Source organism: Bacteroides oleiciplenus YIT 12058, from assembly GCF_000315485.1.
Taxonomy (GTDB): Bacteria; Bacteroidota; Bacteroidia; order Bacteroidales; family Bacteroidaceae; genus Bacteroides; species Bacteroides oleiciplenus.
Map to the genome: position 1 here is coordinate 676,475 of NZ_JH992942.1, position 25,818 is coordinate 702,292.

Here is a 25,818-nt window from a genome sequence, read left to right on the forward strand (position 1 = left end):
TTAGAAAGTTAATGTGACACCTATGTTGACACCCTTGAACATGGGATATGCCGTCGAAAGTACCTCAGCATCCATAGCGTCGACGTTGTCGAAGGAAAGAAGGTTCTCGCCCTGAACAAACACCTTGGCTGCGGTAAGAGAGAGCTTCGAGAGCACCCTTGCAGGAACTTTATAGTAAACCTCGATGTTGCGCATCTTCAAGAAGTGAACAGGCTTGTACCATACGTTGCTTGCCTGGCTGTTGTTGCTGTTGTTCTGAGTTGTCAGACGTGGGTAAAGAGCGTTGTTTCCAGCCACATCCCAGCAGTTGTTGTAGTAATCCACTGAAAGGTTACCATTGTCGGCCATGCCACCCCATATTGCTGACGGAAGATACTTCATGTAGTTGCCAGTGCCCTGAAACCATGCGTTTAGACCGAAGCCTTTGTATTCTACACCGACATTGAAGGCGTAGTTGAGCTCAGGGATGTCAGTAGCGCCATCGAGACTGGTAATATCGAACTCGTTGATTACCTGGTCACCGTTGAGGTCTTGGTATTTGATGTCACCAGGGCTTACGGTAGAGTATTCCTGACGGTAGCTGGAGTTGATGTCGGCCTGATCCTTGAAAAATCCTGCTGACTTGAGTCCCCATGCCTCGTTTACACGACGGCCTACAGGGTCGCTCAGCGGATAGGTCGGTGTGCCGATATACTTGCTCACCTCATTGCGTGCCCACGACAAGTTGGCACCCAAGTTGAGATTGAGGTCGGAAGTGATTTTCTTCACATACTTGGCACTTACCTCAAAACCGTAACTCTTAACTTCGCCAACATCGTTGTATGACGACTGTATACCAACCACCGATGAATTCTCATTGCTTGCAGAGAGCATGATGTGGCTGCGAAGCTGGTAGAAAGCATCAACTGAGATGTCAAGAGCATTTGCCAGACGAAGGTCAGTACCAAGGTTGAAGCTCGTAGATGTCTCTTGCGAGAAATTGGTAGTTGGGAAGGAGCCAAGCGATGCTCCCCATGTAGCACCGTAGTTGTTACCAATAATCACATAACCATGCGATACATCCCATGTGGGAAGCCACATGCCATAGGTAGGCATATAGTCGGTGTGCTGGATGCCGGCTGATGCACGCAGCTTACCGTAATTGAGCAGACCATCGTTGCTGTCAGCGTAAATCCAGCCGAGCGACAGTGTGGGTGAGAATGCCCACTTTGAGGGATAGGTACGGCTGGAACCGTTACCTGCAAGCACAAGGTCGGCAACGTAGCGGTTCTGAAAATCGTAGTGGAAGACTCCCATGATGTTCTGACGATAGTAGGTGTTTCCACGTCCATCAGTACTCACACCACTGTTGTCGTAAATAACGGTAGCATTGAAGTGGTCGTTTTCGAAGAACGAACGTTTGTAGTTGATACCTACACTGGCCTTTGCTTTCCACCACTGGCCGGCATTCCAGTTATTGAAAGTGAGGTTGGTTTCCTTGTTACCGAATGTGTTCAGAGCTACGTTGTTCTTGTCGCCAATGGTACCGGTGTAACGCTCGTAGCCATACTGGTGTGCCTTGTGCGAATCTTCCGCGTAAATCGACGAATTGGCATAGCCGGCACTGACAAATACGTTCAGACCCTTGAGCAGGAAGTCGAGTTTTTGAGACAGCTTGGCATCTACCCACAGCTGACGTTGATGGGTCTTGTAGAAACCAGACTCCTGAATTTTGGCAATGGGGTTGGCATCACCGTATGCCTCGTTACCACCCCAGATACCTGTTGAGGTCTTGTAGGGGAAAGCGCTTGCCGGCAGTTTGTAGATAGCAGCTGTAGCATCGTCAGCACCGATGTCGGAGGGCCGCTTGGTCTCCTGGAACATACCGAAGAGGTTCACCGACATGAGAGTTGTGTTGGTGATGTTGAAGTCGAGGTTGGTACGAATATTGGCCTTCGACTGGCGCAACTGCGTATTGTAGTCCGGCAGCTTGGTGTCCTTGAAAGCACCACGCACATCGGTATAATCGATATTGGTGTAGTACTTCACCTTGTTCGTACCTCCGTACACCGAAACGTATGCATGGTCTTCCTCGGCTTTGTTCTTGAAAGTAAGGTCGCGCCAGTTCACATTAGGATAGAAGTACGGGTCAGAACCGTCTTTGAAGAGGTTAAGCTCCTGTTCGGTGTATGCGGCAGAGAGTCCGTCGTTGCGACGGGCATGGTTGAAAGCATTGGCATATCCGTAACCGTCTACCATGTCTGCGAATTCAGGGTCGAACTGGAACTTATGGCTGTAGTTCACCTTGACGTGTGTCTTGCCTTCAACGCCACGCTTTGTCTTCACAAGTATAGCACCATTGATACCCTCATGGCCAAGAAGTGCCGTAGCGGCAGCATCCTTGAGGATGGTAACGCTCTCCACTTCCTCTACACTGAGGCGGTCGATGGGACGCTCGTAGCCATCGACGAGGATGAGGATACTTTTATCGCTAAGCGTGTGATAGCCGCGAATATTAAACGAGGCACCCTTATTTTCGTCGCCCGAGAAGCCGCCTTGCGATAGAGCCGTTAGACCTGGCAGACGTCCATAGAGAGCCTGGGCAAGGTTAGTTGCCGAGGTCTGCTGCAATTCTTCACCTGTGATTGTGGTTGCAGAAGCGGTGCTGAGGAAATTGCTTATTTCCACGCCGTAACCCAAATCATAGGCATTTGCATTCTTATCGTTGAGTTTTACCTGCGCATTTGCCGTGAGAGAGACAACAGCAGTCGCAAGCATCAACATTCTATTTATATTCATATTTTATAAGTCTTATTGATTTTTAAAATCTGGATTACCAACCCGGGTTCTGGTTCAGACCATAGCCCTTGTTGATCTCATCACGTGAAATAGGCGCGAGATACCATTTGTCGGTCCACTTGCTCGTCTGATTGTCAGTATCCCACCATACGCGGCTATTGTTGGTACAAGGTATCTTCTCATAGATACAGTTCGGCCAAGGGTCACCGGGTTCGAGACTCGTGTTGCCATTGTAGTCGGCAGGATTCATCTTGTTGCCGTTGGCATCCTTGCGCCATACACGCAGCTGGTGTACCTGTTTCTTGAATATGTCGGATCTCTTGTAGCGGATGAGGTCATACCAGCGGGAGTCTTCATAACCGAACTCACAAGCACGTTCCTTAAGGAGTTGCTCAATGAAGTTGTCCTTGTTGGTGGTTAGGTTGAGCTCTGGGTTCATGACCTCTATCTTGCCAAGACCTACGCGTGCGCGCACTTTATTCATTTCGTCGCAAGCTTTCGGCAGATTGCCTGTCTGTGCGAGTGCCTCAGCGTAGCAAAGGTGAATGTCAGCCATACGCAGATAAGCAAAGTTGGTCGGATAGTATGCTGCATAGCCGTTATCGCGGAGATACTTGAACAGTTTCATACGGGTTGACCATGGATTGTCGGTAACAGCAGGATTGAAGGTCTGGTCAACATTGCCACCTTGCCACATCTCGGTGCTCGAAAGCCCCTGATATTGCTCAACAAGATTGTTGCGATTCACCACCATTGTCTCGTAGAGACGTGGGTCGCGGTTGGCAAAGATGTCTACGTTGTTGGGGTTATCGGTATTGAACACGTCGTCGTAAGGGAAGTTACGACCGTTTGCCATACCAAACATTTCCATATATTCGAGGGTGAAGAGAGCCATACCGAACTCATCCATACCTTCTACGTTCCAGTCACCATTCCAAGCGTCTGTACCCGGACCAGCATGAACTTCAATCACCTTCTCGCTGTTGCCACGGAACCAGTAGGCGGCACGGAAAGCGTTGCAATAGTCTTGCTCACTGTTACCAGTGGGCTGTACAAGGGCGAAATAGTTGCCGTTGGCGCTATTGGCTTGGAAGAAATCCTCACAAGCCTTCAATGCTTTCTGCCAAAGTTCGGGCTTGTAACCGCCAACCCATACCTGGCTGAGGTCCTGATTCTCCTCGTTTCGAGTGAATTCAAGATAAGGCTTGTCACTGTTAAACAGAGGCGAAGCCACGAAGTTCCACAGCCTTACACGCAGACCATAGGCTGAGCCTTTGGTCAGACGTCCGGAGTTGGTGGCCTGATCCTGCACAAAGAAAGGAAGACCCGGCTCGTTGATGGCGCCCTGGATAAGCTCGTCGATGAACTCTGCTGTCTCGATTACGCTCATGCGCTTGCCATCTACAATATCAGTAGCCACGAATGAGCGGTCAACTTTTGGAAGACCTCCGAAGTTGCGGAAAGCATCGAGATAGCGCGATGCCATGATGACATACACCTCACCACGGAGCTGGCTCTTCTCTGATTCGCTCAAGTCGGGAACGCGATCGATGTTCTCGATGAAAATCCAACCTTCGCGGATGGTACGCCAGATGCCTGCACGACCATTGCCGTCACCGTTGGCGATGAAGGGGAACTTGACAAGACCGCCGTTATCCTGGTCGGTCTCGGTAAGGTCACCACCGTAGTACTTTCCGAGATTGTGCCATCCGCAGTACGACTGACAAATATCGGTAAGGGCATCGGGGTGAGAATACCATACTGCACCTGTATAGGTGAAAGGGTTGTGCATGGCACCGTACATGTGCCAGAGGAAACGCTTTGCATTTTCTCCCTTGACAAAGATGGAGTCTACGGTTACGTCAACACCCGGCTGCTTGTCGAGGAAGCCACTTCCGACGTTGATATCATCGACACAGGAGCTCAGCGATCCCATCCCTATCATGATACTAGCTACACATATAATAGTAGCAGTTTTTATTTTTTCTATAAGATTCATTGTCTTGAGTGTTAGAAGTTTAAGTTGATACCGAAGTTGTAAACACGGGTCATAGGATAACGCGTGCTACCAAAGCCTGCTTGTGCCTCTGGGTCATTGGCCTTGAAACTCGTGAAAGTAAGGAGGTTATAACCATTGGCATAAACACGGATGTTGTTGATGGGCACACCGGGTATGCGGAACGAATAACCAATCTCAAGGTTCTTCAGACGGATGTACGATGCATCGACCATCCATGGGTCTGAAAGTGAACCGTTATGCTCGCGTGCCGATTTCTCAAGAGAGATACGTGGTAAGGTGGCACCGGGGTTATTCTCGGTCCAAGAATTGTCATAGACCCATTTGTTGAGCATTGACTGGTTACCTGTACCGAAGGCTGGAGTATAGAAAGAACTGAGCTGACGGTTGACGTGGGTGGCACCTACCCAAGTCATGGAGAAGTCGAGACCTTTCCAGTTGAGCGTTGCATTTACGCTACCAGTATACTCAGGAATATCGCTGTAGCCGATAGCATGTACATCGTTAGCATCCACCTTACCATCACCTGTGAGGTCAACGAATACGCTGTCACCGGGACGCAATGTAATCTGCTGGTCTGGCATGTCGACACCGTAAACTTCCTTGTAGCGCTGTTCGGTTTCACCAGGAACATAGAACTCAAAGAAGTCGTAGCCGAAAGGCTGACCTACAGGATGACCAGTGCGGTACATGTGTGGGAATTCCTTCTTCACTTCTGCCATTTCCACAACCTTGTTGCGTGCGAAAGCAAATGTAGGAGCTATTGAGTAGTTCACTTTACCTATCTGGTCGGCCCAGCGTAGGGTCATTTCATAACCATGGTTCTTGACACGGCCGAAGTTGACGGAGTTGGGCTTGAGAGCGGAAATACCTGCGATGCTTGTTTCGTTGGAAATGAGGATGTTCTTGCGGTCTTCCCAGAAGAAGTCGACACCGAGACTCAAGCGACTTCCAAAGAAGTGTACATCGGCACCATAGTTCTGCTTGGTGGCTGTTTCCCAAGTAACATCGGGGTTACCGTTGCTGGATTCGCGTGCGCCAGGCATGAACGTACCGTTGCTGGTACCGAAGTTACCCGTACGGTCGTTGGTCCACCATGCACCACCGTTGTTGGTGTAGAACTGCCATGTGCCAGGCAGATAGAGGAAACGGCCAACTCCCTGGTCATTACCTACCTTACCGATAGAACCGCGAAGTTTGAAATAGGAAACAACGTTACGGATAGGCTCCCAGAATTTTTCAGAAGAGATTATCCAGCCGATAGAAGCAGAAGGGAAAAAGCCAAAGCGCTTACCTTTAGCGAAGTTCTCTGAGCCGTTATAGCCCATGTTGAGGTCTACCATATACTTAGTCTGGTAGTCGTAGGTGACACGGCCTACCATACCTACATAACCACGGGGGATAGAATTGTAGACACCGCCGGGATAGTAGTTTTTAGATTCATTATAAAGAACGAGCGCACCGAAATTATGGTCACCGAACTTGCGGGCATAGTTGAAACTCGCCTCTGCATACCAGTTTCTACCTCCCCATTTTCTCTCCTCATAGCCAAGAGGCCATGAGTCACCCTGACGGACATAAACAATCTTTGGAGAACCGTCTTCCTGGTATTCACCCTTAGCGATGGTGGCCTTGTAGCTGATACCATCGCCAGTAGTACGTGCTTTCTGCTGTGTATAGTCAGAGTTGTAGGAACCCTTGATACGGAAATCAAGACCCTTGGTGATAAAGTCGAGCTTGAGTTTATACTGAAGATCGAGGTTTACAACACTCTGACGCTGAGTAGTATAACCGTGCTGGTAGATAAGACCGAGACCATCGGAGCCAACTGCGCCAACGAGATCAGGGTCGGAAATAATACGACGTCCCTCACTATCAAGACCGTAGCCTGACATTGGCGTACCATTGTTGAGAAGACCCTCAACACCAAAGACACCTGACTGACCGTTATACTCACCATTACCGATAGAGTTGCGTCTGCCAATACGTCCACCGATACCGATAGAAAGCGTACCCAGCTTAGAGAAATCTACATCGAGGTTGGCACGGAAGTTGTAACGGCGGTATTTGAAGTTTGCGTCATCACCTTGGTCGAAGGTTTTGAAAAGACCGTCCTGATTGAGCATACCGACAGAAACGAAATAGCGGGCACGTTCAGTACCACCCGACACATTAATATTATATTGTTCCTGCCATGCGTGGTCGTCCATCAAGTACTTGAACCAGTTGGTACTTGGATAAACGGTGGGCATATCCATGTCCTTCCAGTGCTGTATAGCTTCCTTCGAGAACTTCCATCCGTCCTCGGCTACTCCTTCCACTTCCTGAGCATGATTGTAAGCCGTTGCATACTCGTAGGAGTTTGCCGGCTCAAGGAATTTAGAAATCTGCTGAAGACCTACTGAAGCTGTCAGTGTGATGGTAGGCTTGCCTATCTCGCCGCGACGAGTTGTAACAAGAATAACGCCGTTGGCACCACGTACACCAAAGACAGCCGTAGCGGAAGCATCCTTAAGAATAGAAATGTCCTGCACCTCGTTCGGGTCTATTTGGCTGAAATCACGCTCGACACCATCGACAAGCACGAGAGGTTCGGCGCTGTTGAACGAACCGACACCACGGATGCGGATGACAGGGTCATCGGCACCAGGAACACCGGTGTACTGTACCGACTGGAGACCTGGGAGCTTACCCGCAAGGCTGTTACCAAGCGATGCGGCTGGCGATTTGAGAAGTTCCTTACCACCCACGTTGGAGACAGAACCCGTCAGCGTCACCTTACGCTGCTGGCCATAGCCGATGACAACCACTTCATCGAGCATCTCATTATCCGGTTCCAAAACAACATTAAGAGAAGTTAATGTTGCCTTTACTTCTTTCGACTTGTAGCCGACATACGAAAACACCAAGGTTGAACCCTTGGGAACTCCCGACAAAGCATAGTTGCCACTACTATCTGTTATCGTGCCTTTCGACTTGTCTTTAGTCTGCACGGTAGCCCCGATAAGTGGCTCGTTCTGCTCGTCAGTAACACAACCTTGCACTTTAAAAAGATCTTGTGCGAAGGACACTCCCGGTAGCAACAAAGCCAACAACAGGAGATGTAATCTGCATAACTTTCCCATAGCATTAAAATTAAGTAAAATCATTAAGTGTTAAAATCATTAGCGTTAGAATTTTCACAAATGTATGTAGATTTGTTTTCAATAGTGGGTGAAAAAATGACATTTGAGGTTTAAAAAAACGCTAGTATTTGCATTTTAATGTCGCATAGGTTTAAAAGCTATCAAAGAAAGTCCAAAATACATCATTCCCCAAAAAACATGCCGCCTAACCTATATAATTCATAGTCAAACCTCTTTCATTTCAAGGAGTTAGAGCCGACTTGTTGGCTGATTACAAAAAAAAGAGACTATCTAACTTTTTAGTTGTTAGACAGTCTCATGTTGCTACCTGAAAACATCACTCCTTATTAAAGTATCTATTGATATATATAGTTGTCAGTTAGACTCGGCTGAAAATAAAAAGTATTTCATATTCTTTTCCGATATCATTTTCCTATGAATTCATCTATATATGCCCTGTAATCGTGGTGTGTATTATAGGTACTTTTCCCTATTCCGTTCAATATATAGTTGAAACCTTTGGCACCTCCTCCCGAAAGGGTGTTGTTGCACATGTGATACATTCTTATACCAGCTTTATCGGGTACTTCTATTGAATTCTCAATCATTATTTCGTTATGTAGCACATCATAAATGCCGAAGGCAAAAGCTTCATGAATATTCACATTATCAGCTACTTTATATGCGGCATATCCGGCGCGTGTGCCGTTTTCACTCATATAGTATTCTTGTGAAGGGGCGTCATAGGGAGTTTCGCACTGATAGAAATAAGTTCGTCCATGTTCTCCTGTCCAGTAAGTCTGATATTCCTGGAAGTGCTCGTTGAATAAGCCGTAAATGGTGACATGGTCGCCGTTTACTACCAGACCGTTTCGGGTGGTATTGATTTCCCAGCCTACACTGCCGCGAACACCATGATCTGCCCTCCATATCCAGAAATGGTCGCCAATCACGTCATTGCTGTTTAATTCGACTGCACGGTCTACGTGTACCTTTGCCGGACGGAATCCGCCTATCCTGAAGAACAGATCAGCAAGCAAGATTGGATTCTGTATATGTCTTTGAGCTGTTTTCTCTGTACCAACCTGAATCAGGGTGTTGGAAGTGTAATGTGCATCGAACATCAGGGAGGCAATCGTTACTCCGTCCACATCTTCTACCAGAATTGCCGTATCGGAATTCTTTTCTCCCGGAATCAGAGTTGCCCACCCGATTCCTAATATAATAGTATTGGGGCGTGTGACATGAAGTGGTTCTGAAAGCTCGTACATGCCGGGAGTTATAAGCAGATGTTTACCCGCTGCGAGTTGCTTATTCATATATTCGGCCGAGGCACCCGGTTTCACTACATAGAATTCATTCAGTAAATCCAGACTTTCACCTTCGCCCATATCAGTGCGGCTGTAGGAGACTCCTTTGTGTTCGTGTTTCAGTGCCGGACGGAATACTTTGTATCTTCCGTCGTCGCCGATAAACAAGAACGGCTTTTCGCGTATGACTGGGGTAGTGGGGATGAAAGTTACATTTCCTCCTTTGTCCCAGTTGTTCTGATAGGTATTTGTATCTACTTCCGGCCCCAGTTCAACACCTTGGAAACAGTAGTTGTATTTGATTTCTTCGAACTCCCCACGTCCTTTATTCAGGAAGGAATTGCGGGTGTACCATTGTTGTTGGTTCTTAGAACCTGCGGCAGCTTCAAAATAGCAGTCTGCGGTGAATCCGCCGCTTACCCATCCGTTTTCCCACTGATTACGTACAACGCGCTGTGAGTAGATGCGGCGAATAGGTGCTGCCTGCGATACGGCCCATTTGAAAGTTTCTTCTTCGTCGTAGGTTTCCGGTCCTATGACGGACAGGTTTTCTGTAGAGCGCCAGAAGGTACATGTACCGTTTCCGTTACTTAGATGGGGTGGGGTGTGTATATTGGAAACTTCCACGTCAAACGGTGTTTTGCCCAACCCTGCCAGATGTACATAGAACGGGACTTTCAGCAGTCCGGCTTCCTTGTAATCTCCCGCCTTGAACAAGAGGGCATAACGGTTGGGACTAAATTCCTTGCCGAACATCTGGTCGTGAATGGCATTGATTTCATGTCCCACGTCTTCTTTCCGGTCCGTATTGCTATATATGTATACATAGTTGCCGAATAACTCGGCATCCATAGAAATAGAAGCCACCAATTCACCTTTACTATCCATAATCTGATAGTAATAATCATGGGGATTTCCTTTCGGCTTTTTATCGACAAACGTTGTTGAAGAGGTGCTGCCGATTGTTTTGTATTCGCTGAATTTTCCGGTAGCTCTTTTTATGGTGTATTTGCCGGCAGGGGCCTGTGCTGAAATCTTGGTGCTGAAATCCAGAACGATATTCCCATTTTGCACTTCGATGTCTTTAGCATTGGCCTGCACACCCATGAACTGGAGGCAAACCGCAATGAATACTATCTTGAGAAATTGATTTATTTTCATATTCCTGTAAATCTTCGGATTATATTTTCAGTTTAATATTGATTTTAGCCAGTAATCCGGCGATAATAACAATGATGAGGGAAAACACAAGTGATTTGAGTAATCCGGGGATTCCACTGTATAGCGCATGTGGATAATGCCATTCCAACAATTGCTGTATGGGATACCATAAATAAGGTATCACATAGCAGGTGAGTGTGGCGGTTCCGGCAGGCTTGATGATGTTATCCACGGCCGCTACACGTTGTAATGTTGAGTTTTTCATTCAGTATCGGGTATTTGCTGACTTTTATTTCTTAAACGGATCTCCTTTCTTGTCAGTACTAACCACCCAACGGAAAGCATTTACAAATAAGAGGTTTTGTGTAGCATCGATGAATTCTTCATCGCCATGTCCCATGTTCAGGTATATCATCCGGTACTTGGTATTGGTCCATACGATGGGGAAGTCGCCAAAATTGACCACATCTTTGATGCCTAACGGATAGTTCTTGGGAGAGAGAGTGAGCAGAACTTCTACGTCTTTGTTGGCTCTCGGACTGGGGTTCCATTGATACCATTCGCTGGATGGAGCCACAAAAGCGGCAGGTAAATTCTTGGTGACGGGGTGATTCTCATTGTCAACTTCAACCAGTACAGGTTGAGGGGGCCAGTTATTGCAATAGAAAACCCCGCCACCCAGAAAATCTACAAACCAAGGCCAATTTGTGTTCTTGTCATTATAGGCGGCAACGTGGAAGCCTACCCAGCCTCCTCCGTTTTCCATGTATTTCTCAAAAGCGTCACGTTCGGCTTTTGTATTAGGATAACCGTCGAGCATTACCACTACGCTGTAATCTTTCAGCTTTTCGTAGGTATATGAGGAGAGGTCCATGGTGAAGTCCAGTACAAAACCGTCACCATAGTTCAGTTTCTTGAAGAACTCTACTGCTTGCAGGGAGAATTGGTAGTGTGCTTCTTCTGCATGTTGCGTATAATAAACCAGCGCTTTGAAACGGGGCGCATTGGCATAATTGGCCGGATAGACCTGAGGTGCTTGCGCATTTACCAGAAATGTGCAGACAGCAAACAATAGAGTAAGATAAAATTTAATAGTTCTCATAGCATGTATATTTTATATGATTAATAACTTCTTTCTTAATATTCGGCGATAAGCGATAACCATTTTCCGGCCGAGGTCACCCACACTTCCTTGTAACAGGCATTGTTGGTCTGCGGCCAGTAGGGGATGTCGTCATTGCCCAGCGTACGGATACCGACAGGCATTTCGCCGGTCATCTCGCCGGAAGAGAAAGTGTTCATCTGCGGATAGTTGTGCCCTTCTCCATATATCAGGGACTGCCCGAAAGGATTCTTCCCGACGGTCCAGTAAAGTTGTTCGCGTCCGATGCTCAGTAACTCTTCATCTTTGAGGAAGTTTCCGCAGATGGCGGCGGATTTTCCGGTAGAAAGATGGATGGCTGTGTTACCATTGAAGATGCTGAACCATACGGGGAAACGTTTCAGATAATGTTCTTTATCGAGTTTGACTCCCCGTGTTATCTGTTCCGTATATAGTTCCTTAGCATTAGCAGGCGGAAAAAGATGGAGGGAATAGAAGCTGGCGGAATCTTTATACTCCTCCGCATGATATACTCCGCTCGGAACCATTCCGTAAGGTTGGGTATATTTCATCAGGCCTTTCAGATAGTTTCCGTACAGTTTTATGGAGTTCGACCATTTCTGATAATCGGGATGCTCCTTCTGCGTTTCGCAGAGTAAGGTCATGGCTTGCATGTAAACCTGCTCGCGCGACTGATGGATATAGTGTACAATGGATTTCCGGGATTTATCCCGATAGAAGAATCCACATGTTTTTTCTTTGTCTTTCAGTGGTTCGGTACGCTGGCAATCGAGTACGTACCGGATGGCTTCCGCAGCAGTTTCCGCATAGCAAGATTTCCCCGTCAGTTTGTAGAGCATGCTGGCAGACCAGGATATGGTTGCCATATATTGGCTGTGAGAGGTGTTGTAGCTATGTTCGTACATCTGCTTGAACTGGTCGAAACCATCTTTTTTGAACTTCTCCGTAGCAAATGAGAAATCCTCTTCCGCCACTTTCCGCAGATGTTCTTGCAGCATCGGGTCCCGGTCTATGGTCATGGCGGCATAAGCCTCATAGCCTGCATACAGGAAATTGTCGAAGGCCATGTTCTGAACACGTACCGAATGAATATCATCCAATGTATTCAGAACGCCATCCTGCCAGATAAGCAATCCCATGCTGCTGGCACGGTAACCATCCCCGTAGCGGTTCTTCAAGATAAACTCGACTCCCCATTCAGCTTCCTCCAGTAAGCGTGCAGCCAGTGGGGCATTGGTTTCTTTGAGGCGATTGTAGGCTTCCAGTAAAGAGAAAGTCACGTCTCCGGTCTGTAAAGTCTGTTGCGACAAGTCGCCTGCATCGTGCCATCCGCCTGAGTAGGAGATACTTTTTCCGTCATGCTGGGAAAATAAATCCGTATGGCAGGCCGCATGTTTACCGGGAACGGGATGTCCGCAGCGTTGGCAAAACAGGAAGTTCAGTACTCTCCAAAGGGAATTATCCCATATGTTTTCACCTATCCGGAACGGGGATGTCATGATGTCGCCTACTTTCAGCTGATAATCTCCCGGCTGATTGAAAGCGGTAAAGTCGATAACTCCGAATTCTCCGATGGTCGTTTGCTGCCGCTCCAGTGAACCTTCGTACGCAACCTGGTTGTTAGCAGCATTAATCAGTTGGAAATGTTTCCATTGACCACACAATCCGGTGTTGACGATGGCCGTTTTCCGTTCACCTGTTTCATATCCTGTGGTGGAATAAGCAATTGTATGCTCTGCCGGACTCCATCCGCTTACCTGCTCAGGGTTCTTGATTTGTTGCAGTTGGAGGTTATCGATATAATAAACGGCAGAATCACCCGTAGTCCGGTCTTTCCCTTTCAGGGCCGTATCAAAGCTGATTGCCATTACTTTATCCCGTTGATATTCATCTATCTCGAGGAAACAATGGTTCCACGTCTTGTTTACGAGATTGATGAGATGCGAACCGCTGGGAGGGTTGTATCCTGCTTTGGGGGTGGAACTGTCGTTTGTAAATGTCAGGTTCATATTGACCACGCGGGCTCCGTCACAATCGGGATAGATGGAAAAGAAGATTCGGTTGTATCCTTCCCAGTTTTTTCCATTGACGTGATAGGTGACGCGGCTGTTTCCATAGGTTGCATAGTCGGGGTCGGAGGGAGAGCCGGTAGCTCTTTTTCCTGTAGATGTAGGGAAGGACAGACGGATGCTTCCTTTACCCGATACGGATTTCTCTTTAGAAAAAGACATTTCCCCTTGTCCGGAGTGGCGCCATCCATCCGTTCCGCCGGATACCGTAAGCGGTTGGCTGGACAGGATTTCTTTTTTCAGGGCTTTTTCTTCGAAAGACCGGGCGGTGTTCAAAGGTAGCGGAGCATGAATCAATCCTGTTTCATAAACTTGCTTTTCCAGTTGGGCATCCCCCGTCAGAAGATTTTGGCTGAAAAGAGAAGAATTGCCGATGAACAACAAGAGTAATACGAATGATTTTTTTCTCATGATTATGTTAACCTTTTGTTTCTAATGCAAGGTTAGCTATTATTTAGCAAAAGAAGGTTTGATAACCGCCATAAAACCTTTAAAAACCATCAAAATGAAGGAAAATGATAGAATCTCGACTTCTTGTGATAATATTTAAACTAAGGTATCCTTCTTTTCTTCTTAATTTCCTCTTCCTTTGCCTACGTTCTTTTCTCTTCCGTATATATTGGATCTTTTCTCTTAGCAAATTCGGTTCACTCCCGTTAAATATACCATTTAACCGAATTTGTACCGAGTATATACCGAGTTTGTACTGAATTTGCTATATACATAATCTTTCTCGATACTTTCTGAATATCATCTTCATTCACTCTGCCCTTCTTCTTGGCTATCGGTTTTCTTTTCCCTCTGCATTAAATGCAATTTAAAATATAATTATAGGATAAACCCTTGTTTCCTATTGGTTGTTTTTGTATTTTTAACGCCTGAATTTGATGAGACGTTTTCACGACAATTCTCAAAAAAGAATGAACAATCATTTCCTATTTATGTATAATATGAAAAAAGTAACTTTATTCGCAACCGGTATCATCATGATGTCATGTGCTCAACAACAACAGAAGATTACGTATCCTGAAACCACGAAGGTGGATACTGTAGATGTTTATTTTGGAACAGAAGTTCCCGACCCGTATCGGTGGTTGGAGAATGATACTTCTGCTGCAACTGCCGCATGGGTGGAAGCCCAGAACAAGGTAACAAACGATTACTTGTCTAAAATTCCCTTCCGTGATGCTTTGCTGAAACGGTTGACGGATGTGGCTAATTATGAAAAGATTGGTACGCCATTCAAAAAGCATGGTAAGTATTATTTCTATAAAAACGACGGCTTGCAGAACCAGAGCGTGCTCTATGTGCAGGACAGCCTGGATGGCGAACCGCGTGTATTCCTCGACCCCAACAAACTATCGGATGACGGCACAGTAGCTTTGACCGGTATTTCTTTCTCAAACGATGGTAAATATACAGCATATACTATCTCGCGTAGCGGTTCGGACTGGACGGAAATCTACGTACTGGACACGGCAACCGGCAAGCTGCTGGACGACCATATTCAGTGGGCGAAGTTCTCGGGTGCTTCCTGGCAGGGAGACGGATTTTATTATAGTGCCTATGATGCTCCGGTGAAAGGAAAAGAGTTCTCCAATGTCAATGAGAAACATAAGATTTACTATCATAAGATGGGTACGCCGCAGTCGGAAGATAAGCTGATTTATCAGAACCCGGCTTACCCGAAGCGTTTTTATAGTGCCAGCGTGAATGAAGATGAAACAGTTATGTTCCTGTATGAATCGGGAGACGGACGCGGAAACGCTCTGCACATGAAGGATTTACGCAAACCGAATGCGCCCTTTGTGGCAATGGCTACGGATATGGACTATAACTATTATCCGCTTGAGATAATCGGGGATAAGATGTATATGTTCACCAATTACGATGCACCCAAATACCGCCTGATGGTGGCGGACATCAATAAGCCTGCCTTAAAAGACTGGACAGAACTGATTCCTGAAACGGAAAATGTACTTTCCGGTGCCCAGATAATCGGCGGAAAACTCTTCCTGACATATGATAAGGATGTTGCCAACCATGCCTATGTATATGACCTGGATGGGAAGGAAATACAGGAAATCCAGTTGCCGTCACTCGGTACTGTTGGTTTCAGCGGTGATAAGGACGATAAGGAGTGTTTCTTCGGCTTTACGTCGTTCACTACTCCCGGAGCTACTTATAAGTATGATATGGATAAGAATACATACGAACTTTTCCGTGCTCCTAAAGTAGCATTCAATCCGGATGAATATGTAACAGAACAGGTGTTCTATCCCAGCAAGGACGGTACGAAAATACCTATGTTCCTGACTTATAAGAAAGACTTGAAGAAAGACGGTAAGAATCCGGTGTATCTGTACGCTTACGGCGGTTTCAACATCAGCCTCTATCCAAGCTTCTCCACTTCGCGTATTCCGTTCCTGGAAAATGGCGGTATTTATGCGCAGGCTAACTTGCGCGGTGGTGGCGAGTATGGTGAGGACTGGCACGTGGCTGGTACGAAGATGCAGAAACAGAATGTATTTGATGACTTCATTTCGGCTGCCGAATATCTTATTAATAATAAGTATACCAATAAAGATAAGATTGCTATCGTGGGTGGTTCCAATGGCGGTTTGTTGGTAGGTGCCTGCATGACACAACGTCCCGACCTTTTCTGTGTAGCTATTCCGCAAGTGGGCGTGATGGATATGCTTCGTTATCATAAGTTCACCATCGGCTGGAACTGGGCAAGCGATTATGGTACGAGTGCGGACAGCAAGGAAATGTTTGAGTACCTGAAAGGCTATTCTCCGCTACACAACCTGAAACCGGGTACCAAGTATCCTGCAACCATGGTTACTACGGCCGATCATGACGACCGCGTAGTTCCTGCCCACTCATTCAAATTTGCCGCTACCCTACAAGAGTGTAACGACGGAACGAATCCTACCCTTATCCGTATCGACAGCAAAGCCGGACACGGTGCAGGCAAGCCTATGGCTAAAGTTCTGGAAGAACAGGCAGACATTTATGGCTTTGTTATGTATAATCTGGGAATGGGGATAAATTAAAAATTGAGAATTGAAAATTAAAAAATGATAGATTGTGCAACAGGACAATGTAGTCTATCATTTTTTAATTTTCAATTCTCAATTTTTAATTTATCTGACGTTTTATCATTATTTAATCAAAATATCGCTGAAAAATATAGGTAAATTCAAAAGTTTCCCTATATTTGCAGTGTTATTCGTTGACACTTTGTACGAATGACCTTGAAATCACGAAAGGATAAACCTTTTAAAACGTAATATTATGAATATCGAACGAATTATGTCCTCTTTAGAGGCAAAGCATCCCGGCGAGTCTGAATATCTTCAAGCCGTAAAGGAAGTACTTCTTTCCATCGAAGATATCTATAATCAGCATCCAGAGTTCGAGAAAGCTAAAATTATAGAACGCTTGGTTGAACCGGATCGCATCTTCACGTTCCGTGTTACGTGGGTAGACGATAGAGGTGAAGTGCAAACCAACCTCGGTTACCGTGTACAATTCAACAATGCCATTGGCCCGTACAAAGGCGGTATTCGTTTCCATGCATCCGTAAACCTTTCCATTTTGAAATTCTTAGGTTTCGAACAGACTTTCAAGAATGCACTGACTACTCTGCCTATGGGTGGAGGTAAAGGTGGTTCCGACTTCTCTCCACGCGGTAAGAGTGATGCTGAAATCATGCGCTTCTGCCAGGCTTTCATGCTTGAATTGTGGCGTCATCTTGGTCCGGATATGGACGTACCTGCCGGTGATATTGGTGTAGGTGGTCGTGAAGTGGGCTATATGTTTGGTATGTATAAGAAACTGACGCGTGAATTTACCGGTACATTTACCGGAAAAGGTATGGAATTCGGTGGTTCACTGATTCGTCCGGAGGCTACTGGTTTCGGTGGATTGTATTTCGTGAATCAGATGTTGCAAGCTAAAGGTATTGATATCAAAGGTAAGACCGTTGCTATTTCCGGTTTCGGAAATGTGGCTTGGGGTGCTGCTACTAAAGCAACCGAACTGGGTGCCAAGGTGGTTACTATCTCCGGTCCGGATGGTTACATCTATGACCCAAACGGTATCAGTGGTGAAAAGATAGAATATATGCTTGAACTTCGTGCGTCGGGCAATGATATAGTAGCTCCGTATGCAGACGAATTCCCCGGCTCTACATTTGTTGCTGGTAAACGTCCTTGGGAAGTGAAAGCTGATATTGCGTTGCCTTGTGCTACGCAGAATGAACTGAACGGCGACGATGCCCGTCAGTTGATTGAGAATAAAGTGATGTGTGTAGGTGAAATATCCAATATGGGCTGTACGCCGGAAGCTATCGACCTGTTCATCGAACATAAGGTAATGTATGCTCCGGGTAAGGCAGTCAATGCCGGTGGTGTTGCCACTTCCGGTCTGGAAATGTCGCAGAACGCAATGCACCTCAGTTGGAGCGCTGCCGAAGTGGACGAAAAACTGCACGCTATTATGCACGGCATTCATGCGCAATGCGTAAAATATGGGACAGAACCTGACGGTTACATCAACTACGTGAAGGGTGCTAATATTGCAGGCTTCATGAAGGTGGCTCACGCCATGATGGGTCAGGGAATTATTTAAAGGAAAACTTTGTTTAGTTGTATTTGTATTTGTGGTTTGTGCTGCCCTGCCTGTGAAGGTGTAGGGCAGCGCTTTTTTATAGTGATTAGTGATTAATGATTAGTGGTTAATGCCGTGCAGCGTATGGGTGCTATGTATTAATCACTAATCATTAATCACTAATCACTGTTTTTTTTTACCTTTGTACCTTGAAAATCATAAATAACAAGGAGATGTTACAACCGGAATTGAAGTTGAGACGCGATAAGATACGTGTTCTCATGGCTCAACAAGAGATTGATGCCGCTCTTATTGCCTGCAATGTAAATTTAATCTATACGTATGGACGTGTTGTCAGCGGTTATTTGTATTTGCCGCTGAATGCTCCGGCTCGCTTGTTCATTAAGCGTCCTAATAATATTGAGGGTGAGCATATACATCCTATCCGTAAACCTGAACAATTACCAGAGTTGCTGAAAGAATGCGGCTTACCATTGCCAACAAAGCTGATGTTGGAAGGAGATGAACTGCCTTATACGGAATATACCCGCTTGGCAGCTTGCTTCCCGGAGGCTACTGTGGTGAATGGAACACCTCTTATCCGCAAGGCACGCAGTGTAAAAACGGGCATTGAGCTTGAAATGTTCCGTCGCTCGGGTGCTGCACATACTAAGGCATACGAACAAATTCCTACCGTTTATCAGCCGGGGATGACTGACCGTCAGCTGTCTATTGAGATAGAGCGTCTGATGCGTTTGGAAGGTTGTCTCGGTATTTTCCGCACGTTTGGCCAGAGTATGGAGATATTCATGGGCAGCCTGTTGGCAGGAGATAATGCTACGGCGCCTGCGCCTTATGACTTTGCTTTGGGTGGCGAGGGGCTGGATCCGTCACTGCCTATCGGTGCAAACGGTGCGTTGTTGCAACCCGGACAGAGTCTGATGGTGGATATGGGTGGAAACTTCAATGGTTATATGGGCGACATGAGCCGCGTGTTCTCTATCGGCAAGTTACCGGAAAAGGCGTATGCAGCACATCAGACTTGTCTGGAAATACAGGAAGCCGTAATTGAGAAAGCAAAGCCCGGTGCCGTATGCGAGGATCTTTATAATACAGCTATCGACTTGGTGACCAAGGCCGGTTTTGCAGATTATTTCATGGGAGCAGGGCAGAAGGCGAAGTTCATCGGTCATGGCATTGGTTTGGAAATCAATGAAGCTCCTGTATTGGCCCCCCGCATGAAACAGGAATTGGAGCCGGGCATGGTGTTTGCTCTCGAACCGAAAATTGTATTGCCGGGTGTCGGTCCGTTGGGTATTGAAAACTCATGGGCAGTGACGGCAGAGGGGGTAGAGAAATTGACGCTGTGCAAGGAGGAAATAGTAGAATTATAATTTTTAGAAAAAAAGTAGTTTTTACTTTAGTATATTTATATTCTGCTTTGTATTAGTTATAGAAACTCGAAGTTAATAAAGACTTTGGGCAGTTCTATAACTAATATGAAGTGAATGATGAGTATAAATGAAGATTTATTAGTACGCTATCTTCAGGGTGAATGTACCTCTGAAGAATCTGTCACCGTTGAGGCTTGGGAAAGTCAGTCGGATGATAATAAAAAGACATTAGAACAATTATATTTTATATTGCAGGCATCCGATCGTTTGCAGAACATGAATGCTGCTTCTCCTGAGTCTGCTTTACTGAACCTGAAAAAGAAAATAAGTAGCCGGAGATATTCTTCTCTCTTCCATCAAAGTCTCATGGTTACACAGCGTATTGCTGCCGTTTTATTTATTCCTATTCTTATTCTTGCAGGTTACCTTATATTGCAAGATTATAATAATATCCAACGCTATGTAGAAGTAAAGACAAATTCGGGGATGATATCTTCTTTTGATTTGCCTGATGGTTCAAAAGTGTGGTTAAATTCTGGTGGTAAGCTTAAATATCCGGCAGAGTTTTCTTCAAAAAAAAGAGAGGTGCATCTTGAAGGGCAAGGATATTTCAGTGTGAAAAGGGATGAAGATGCTCCTTTTATGGTACGTATCGATGATTTTTATTCTGTTGAAGTCTTGGGTACAGAATTTAATATTACCGCCTATGAGGATGATCATCTGATTGAAACGACCCTTGTTTCCGGTAAAGTCAAATTAAATATTCATCTTGTCGATGGGAGACTCATTCAGAAACTTCTTAAGCCTAATGAAAAGGCGACATATAACCGTGAAACACATCGGTTATGTATTGCTACCGTTAACACGGAAAGCGATAAGGTATGGAGAGAAGGGAAAATCATATTCTGTCAACATCCCATGGAGCAGGTTCTCAAAGTATTGAGCCGCTATTATAATGTACGTTTTGCTGTGAAGAACCCCCAAATTATGCAATCGGAAATTACTGCCAAGTTCACCAATGAACCTTTGCAACAAGTGTTAGGCTATCTTGAACTGGCTTCAGGTATTAAATTCAAAATCAAGCATCCTGATAAAATTGAAAATGATACGCTTTCTACAAGTGTCATCGAAGTATATAAGTAAAAATAGTATTAATCCATAAAAATGATAGCCTATGAAGTAATAACTAAAAAACACCAAAATACGGAAAGATGTTGACGCATCTCCCCGTATCCAAGTAATCAGCTGTTGACGCAGCCAATAATAACTTTAAAATCCATTTCAAAAATATGAATAATGTTGTAACCTTAAATGGATTAAGGAATAATTTATGTTTTTTTATCCATAAAATCCCTCTTACCATGAGATTAACTGTAGTCTTTTTATTTCTGTTCATAGGAGGAGCTATCGCAGAAAACACACTTGCACAGAATACGAAGGTATCTTTTAGTGTGCAAAATGAAACCATTGCAGATGTTTTGGAAGCTGTGGAAAAACAAACCGATTTTATTTTTATCTATGATAATGAAAATGTGGATGTAAATCGGAAAGTAACATTGGAGGTGAAGCAACTCTCTCTCTTTGATGTACTGAATCGGCTTTTCAGAAATACGGATATTGCTTATACCATTGTTAATGAGAAGATAATTCTTAACAAAGAGAAATCTTTTATTTCCATGCAACAACAGCAGAAACAGGTGACTGGTACTGTAAAAGATGAAAATGGTAACCCTGTGATTGGAGCAACTGTTTTTGTGGAAGGAACCACAATAGGCGCTGTGACTGACGTAGACGGACGATTTACCATTGAAGCGGATGGAAACAGTACGCTTCAGGTGCGCTACATAGGTTATGTCACAGCCTATGTCCCTGTCAAGCAACGTCGGAATATCGTTATTACCTTGAAAGAGGATAACCAAAGTCTTGATGAAGTAGTGGTGATCGGATATGGAACTGTGAAAAAGAAAGATCTTACAGGAGCTATTTCTGTTGTTAATACTAAAACAATGGGTGAAATTCCCAGTACTTCTGTTCTTGAATCTATGAATGGTATGGTACCGGGTATCGAGATTAGCATGAATGCCCGTCCTGGGGATACGGGATTTGCAACAATTCGAGGTATCAGTAACTTTACTAACAATACTCCGTTGTATGTGATTGATGGCTTGCCTACCAATGATATTCGCGACATGAATGTTAATGATATTGAGTCTATGCAAGTACTTAAAGATGCTTCAGCCGCTGCAATCTATGGTTCACGTGCTGCTAATGGAGTGATCATTATTACTACTAAGAAAGGGACTAATGGAGCTGTAAAGGTAGATTTTTCTGCTTCTTATGCTATTCAGCATTACTCGCGACCCTTTGAGTTGGCAGATGCTGAGGAGTGGTCTAAAATAAATACGGTAGCTCGGCAAAATGCAGGATTACCTACAATGTCGCATGATTTGTCCGTAGATACAGACTGGTGGGATGCTATTATTCGTACTGGAAATATTCAGCAATATAATGTGAGTCTTTCCGGAGGTAATGAGACTGGTAATTATTATGTATCCGGAGAATACTATACAAACAAAGGTGTACTCTATGGTTCAGGGTATGACCGCTTCAGTGTGCGTGTCAATACAAATGCTAAAAAAGGAATTTTCAGCATGGGACAAGCCTTGACTTTAAGTAATAATGTGGTCGATCCGACTGTTGCCAATACTATTATGGATGCTCTTTCTATGGCTCCTGTAGTTCCTATTTATAATCCGGAGAATCCGGGCGGTTATGGCTATGGTGATCCGAAGACGAATAATAATATAGGTAATAATCCGATAGCCCAGGATGATCTTGTAGACCGGACTAATAAAAATTTCAGAATTAGAGGTACTATATGGGGGGAGATAGCAATTCTGAAGAGTTTAAAATATAAACTGAATGTCGGTTATGAACTGAACTTTGATAATTCTAAAACTCTCCGGCGTGAAGGGGATTGGCGTATGAATATGGCTTATCAGCCTTCTTATGTTAGTGAAAGTTCGGGACGGTTTGACAAACCTTTGGTTGAAAATACACTTACCTTTGATGAGAAGTTTGGAAAGCATGCCATAAATGTAATGGTAGGTAATTCTTACCAGAAGGAAACTTATAATCAGATTTCCGGTAAAATACAGGATATTCTTCAGACTTCCAGTGGAAAGTATTATGATGTAATGGATGCAGGTACGAGTTTGCCGCAAGCTGGTGGATATCGTAATGTTGCTGTACTACTTTCATATTTAGGGCGTTTGAATTACACCTATGATGATAAATACCTGTTGACAGCTACATTCAGGCGCGATGCTTCTTCAAGAGTTAAAAAAGAGAACCGCTGGGGTAATTTCCCTTCTATATCTGCTGCGTGGAGAATCAGTAAAGAGAGGTTTTTTGCTCCGGTGAAATGGGTAGATGATTTAAAGGTGCGTGCAAGCTATGGTACACTTGGTAGCCTTAATATCGGTTACTGGGATTATGCTCCTGTCATCAATACATTCCTGGCTGCTACTTTTGGTACGGAACAGTTACAGCAGAATGCTGCTATCCAAACGAACCTTGTAAATGAGAATCTTAAATGGGAGTCACAGACTCAACTTGATTTTGGATTTGATGCGTCTGCCTTTAATAATCGGCTTACTTTTTCGGCTGATTATTACATATCCAAAACTAAGGATGTGCTTACAGCCATGCCGATTTTAATGACCACAGGTAATGGTGCAGGTAATCCGGTGGTAAATGCTGCATCATTAGAGAACCGCGGGTTTGAGTTTAGTCTTGGATGGCGCGAAAAACGCAAGGATTTCTCTTATTATGCTAATCTTAATTTCTCTACGGTGAAGAATAAAGTAACCAGCTTGGGATATGGCCGGGTAGATATTATTTCAGGACAAGGACGTACAGCTGTGGGACGGCCTATCGGAGAATTCTATCTGATAAAGACTGATGGTATATTCCAGAATGACGATGAAATACAATCTTATAAAAATTCAGAGGGAAAGGTGATACAACCGGATGCTAAACCGGGTGATATCAAATATATTGATTTTAATGATGATGGTAAGATTACTGATGCCGACCGTCAGGTATTGGGATCCCCCCACTCTCTTTTCCAAGCCGGTGTAAATATGGGCTTTGCATGGAAGAACTTTGATTTGAAGATGAACTGGTTTATGGATATTGGCTCGGATGTATTTAATGCTACTAAACAATACATGATTGGAGCTGACGCTGCTGGAAATGGAGACAGTAATTATTTGAAGAATTTCAATTACTGGACACCGGAACGGCCGACTAATATACCGAGACCTATCGCCGGGAAGATTACGAATCGCCGTGACAGTGATTACTGGCTTGAAAATGGTAGCTGGGTAAAGTTAAAAACACTTTCTATCGGTTATACTATCCCTGAGAAGTTGTTACATAAAATTCATTTTAATACTTGCCGGGTATATGTGACCTGTCAGAACTTGCTTACTATTTCCAGTTTCAGTATGCAAGATCCTGAATACAGAAAAGATAATATCTGGAACAAAGGTTATCGTGGTGTGGCAGCTTATCCGAATCCTTTTGCCATAAACTTTGGAGTTCAGTTTCAATTTTAATATCTAGTGCCATGAAAAAAATATATGTAATAATTTGTTTGTTAGGCCTTACATTAAGTGCATTGCTTAATCAGGCATGTAATCCTGATTTGTTGGATACCGTTAATCCGAACAAACTCACGACTAAGGAATTTTGGCGTACTGAAAAAGATGCTCAACTGGGAGTGAATGCTTGTTATGCCATCTTTTATCGGTTAGGTTCTTGGCATCGATATCTACATTGGCGTTTTGATCTTCTTTCTGATGAAGGGTATAGTATGAGTCCTATGGTACAGACCGGTGAATGGACTAAATTTATATATTCTGATTATAATCATGATAATAATCAGACCGTGATTTGGAGAGAAGCTTACCGGGGAATATTCCGTGCGAACCAAGTACTGACCTATGTTCCTGGTATTGAAATAGCTGATGCTAAAAAGAAGGATGCTTATTTGGGACAGGCTTATTTCCATCGTGCTTATAATTATTTCCATTTAGCTGTGCTGTGGGAAGAAGTGCCTTTGGTGACCGAATTGCAGAATCCGGGTGATCAACCCCAACAAGTAACATTACCAGAGATCTGGGGGCAGGTTGAGAAGGATTTGCTGGAAGCAAGTAATCTTTTACCGGAGGAATGGACAGGAGCAGAAAAAGGCAGGATAACTAAGGGGGCGGCTAAGGCTTTATTAGCTCGTGCTTATATGCAACAACATTTATGGGAAAAAGCGAAAGAGCAATTATATTGGCTGGTTGAAGGTGAGGGAAAGAAGTACTATGGATTAGTAGATAATTATAAACATAATTTTTCTCACTTGACAGAAAATAACATAGAATCAGTCTTTGAAATTCAGTTCAGCGATGCCCTTAATGGTGGAGAAAGCGATGATAAAGGAGCGACGAATGGGCATCAACGTTCTATTATTTTCGGACTTAGTGGAATCGGTTTTCGTGATGGTCTTGCTCGTCCGTGGTTAGTAGATGAGTATAAGAAAGAACGTACGATTGATGGCAAGCTTGATCCTCGTTTACGCGTTAGTCTTTTATATAAGGATGTGGCAACTGATTTTCCTGATGAAGAAACTGGAAAGTTTTATGGCAAAACCTGGGCTGAAGGTAAATGGGGGAATGATGTATATTATCGTAAATATTCACGTGATGATTTCCGTACTACGGAAGATCGGCATTCTCAATTGAATTTCCGGGTAATTCGTTATGCTGATGTCTTGCTGATGTATGCCGAGTGTCTGAATGAGTTGGGAAATACAGAAGATGCTTATACTTATGTTAATAGGGTACGTGCACGTGCTCAGATGCGTCCTTTACAGGAGGCTTATCCTGAGATAGGAAATGACAAACAGAAATTCTTGTCACGTTTACAGACAGAGCGTGTCCTGGAGCTTAATGGTGAGTGTGTACGTTGGTTTGATATCAAGCGTTGGGAACTTTATAATACTCCTGAAGGATTGGCTGCTCTGATAGCTCGTGATCCGGACTATAAAAATTTTGTAGTCGGAGTTTCTCATCGGCAACCACTTCCTTCCAATGAAGTTGCTAATAATCCTAATATGAAGCAGCTTGACGGTTATTAATTATTTAAATAGAAAACGAATGATAAACATA

The 25,818-nt window shown here is 44.6% G+C and carries 12 protein-coding genes and 1 pseudogene; 6 read left to right on the plus strand and 7 right to left on the minus strand.

All coding sequences use genetic code 11. From position 1 onward, the window contains the following. The 7 genes and pseudogenes from HMPREF9447_RS16005 to HMPREF9447_RS16035 all read right to left on the minus strand — a co-directional run bounded on the left by HMPREF9447_RS16005 (window position 1) and on the right by HMPREF9447_RS16035 (window position 13,994). Window positions 1-2,778 (minus strand): SusC/RagA family TonB-linked outer membrane protein, encoded by a 2,778-nt coding sequence (locus tag HMPREF9447_RS16005; RefSeq protein ID WP_009130793.1) that lies wholly within the window; start codon window positions 2,776-2,778, stop codon window positions 1-3. A gap of 34 nt (window positions 2,779-2,812) precedes the next feature. Next, a complete protein-coding gene (locus tag HMPREF9447_RS16010) occupies window positions 2,813-4,777 on the minus strand; it encodes a RagB/SusD family nutrient uptake outer membrane protein (protein ID WP_009130794.1) in 1,965 nt (654 codons plus the stop codon). Between the two features lie 11 nt (window positions 4,778-4,788). Beyond that, the gene (locus HMPREF9447_RS16015; RefSeq protein WP_244267632.1) at window positions 4,789-7,920 is read right to left on the minus strand and encodes a SusC/RagA family TonB-linked outer membrane protein; all 3,132 of its coding nucleotides are present in this window, start codon (window positions 7,918-7,920) and stop codon (window positions 4,789-4,791) included. Between the two features lie 425 nt (window positions 7,921-8,345). Continuing rightward, window positions 8,346-10,391 (minus strand): hypothetical protein, encoded by a 2,046-nt coding sequence (locus tag HMPREF9447_RS16020; protein WP_009130796.1) that lies wholly within the window; start codon window positions 10,389-10,391, stop codon window positions 8,346-8,348. A gap of 19 nt (window positions 10,392-10,410) precedes the next feature. Then, window positions 10,411-10,617 (minus strand): annotated as a pseudogene (locus HMPREF9447_RS16025) (DUF5009 domain-containing protein); the annotation flags it as partial. A 63-nt stretch (window positions 10,618-10,680) separates the two neighbouring features. Beyond that, window positions 10,681-11,493 (minus strand): ThuA domain-containing protein, encoded by an 813-nt coding sequence (locus HMPREF9447_RS16030; RefSeq protein WP_009130798.1) that lies wholly within the window; start codon window positions 11,491-11,493, stop codon window positions 10,681-10,683. Window positions 11,494-11,528: 35 nt separating this feature from the next. Then, a complete protein-coding gene (locus HMPREF9447_RS16035) occupies window positions 11,529-13,994 on the minus strand; it encodes a glycoside hydrolase family 9 protein (RefSeq protein ID WP_009130799.1) in 2,466 nt (821 codons plus the stop codon). Window positions 13,995-14,533: 539 nt separating this feature from the next. On the opposite strand from HMPREF9447_RS16035, the gene HMPREF9447_RS16040 reads away from it, so the two are divergent. The 6 genes from HMPREF9447_RS16040 to HMPREF9447_RS16065 all read left to right on the plus strand — a co-directional run bounded on the left by HMPREF9447_RS16040 (window position 14,534) and on the right by HMPREF9447_RS16065 (window position 25,787). Continuing rightward, window positions 14,534-16,642, plus strand: a complete 2,109-nt coding sequence (locus tag HMPREF9447_RS16040; RefSeq protein ID WP_044138279.1) for a prolyl oligopeptidase family serine peptidase — start codon at window positions 14,534-14,536, stop codon at window positions 16,640-16,642. Window positions 16,643-16,883: 241 nt separating this feature from the next. Next, window positions 16,884-18,221 (plus strand): NADP-specific glutamate dehydrogenase, encoded by a 1,338-nt coding sequence (gdhA, locus tag HMPREF9447_RS16045; protein ID WP_009130801.1) that lies wholly within the window; start codon window positions 16,884-16,886, stop codon window positions 18,219-18,221. A gap of 212 nt (window positions 18,222-18,433) precedes the next feature. Beyond that, window positions 18,434-19,594, plus strand: a complete 1,161-nt coding sequence (locus HMPREF9447_RS16050; RefSeq protein ID WP_009130802.1) for a M24 family metallopeptidase — start codon at window positions 18,434-18,436, stop codon at window positions 19,592-19,594. A gap of 114 nt (window positions 19,595-19,708) precedes the next feature. Beyond that, complete coding sequence (locus HMPREF9447_RS16055; RefSeq protein ID WP_052315204.1) at window positions 19,709-20,737, plus strand: FecR family protein; 1,029 nt, start codon at window positions 19,709-19,711, stop codon at window positions 20,735-20,737. 218 nt (window positions 20,738-20,955) lie between these two features. Further along, window positions 20,956-24,216 (plus strand): TonB-dependent receptor, encoded by a 3,261-nt coding sequence (locus tag HMPREF9447_RS16060; protein WP_009130804.1) that lies wholly within the window; start codon window positions 20,956-20,958, stop codon window positions 24,214-24,216. Between the two features lie 11 nt (window positions 24,217-24,227). Next, a complete protein-coding gene (locus HMPREF9447_RS16065; protein ID WP_009130805.1) occupies window positions 24,228-25,787 on the plus strand; it encodes a RagB/SusD family nutrient uptake outer membrane protein in 1,560 nt (519 codons plus the stop codon). Window positions 25,788-25,818 lie beyond the last annotated feature (31 nt).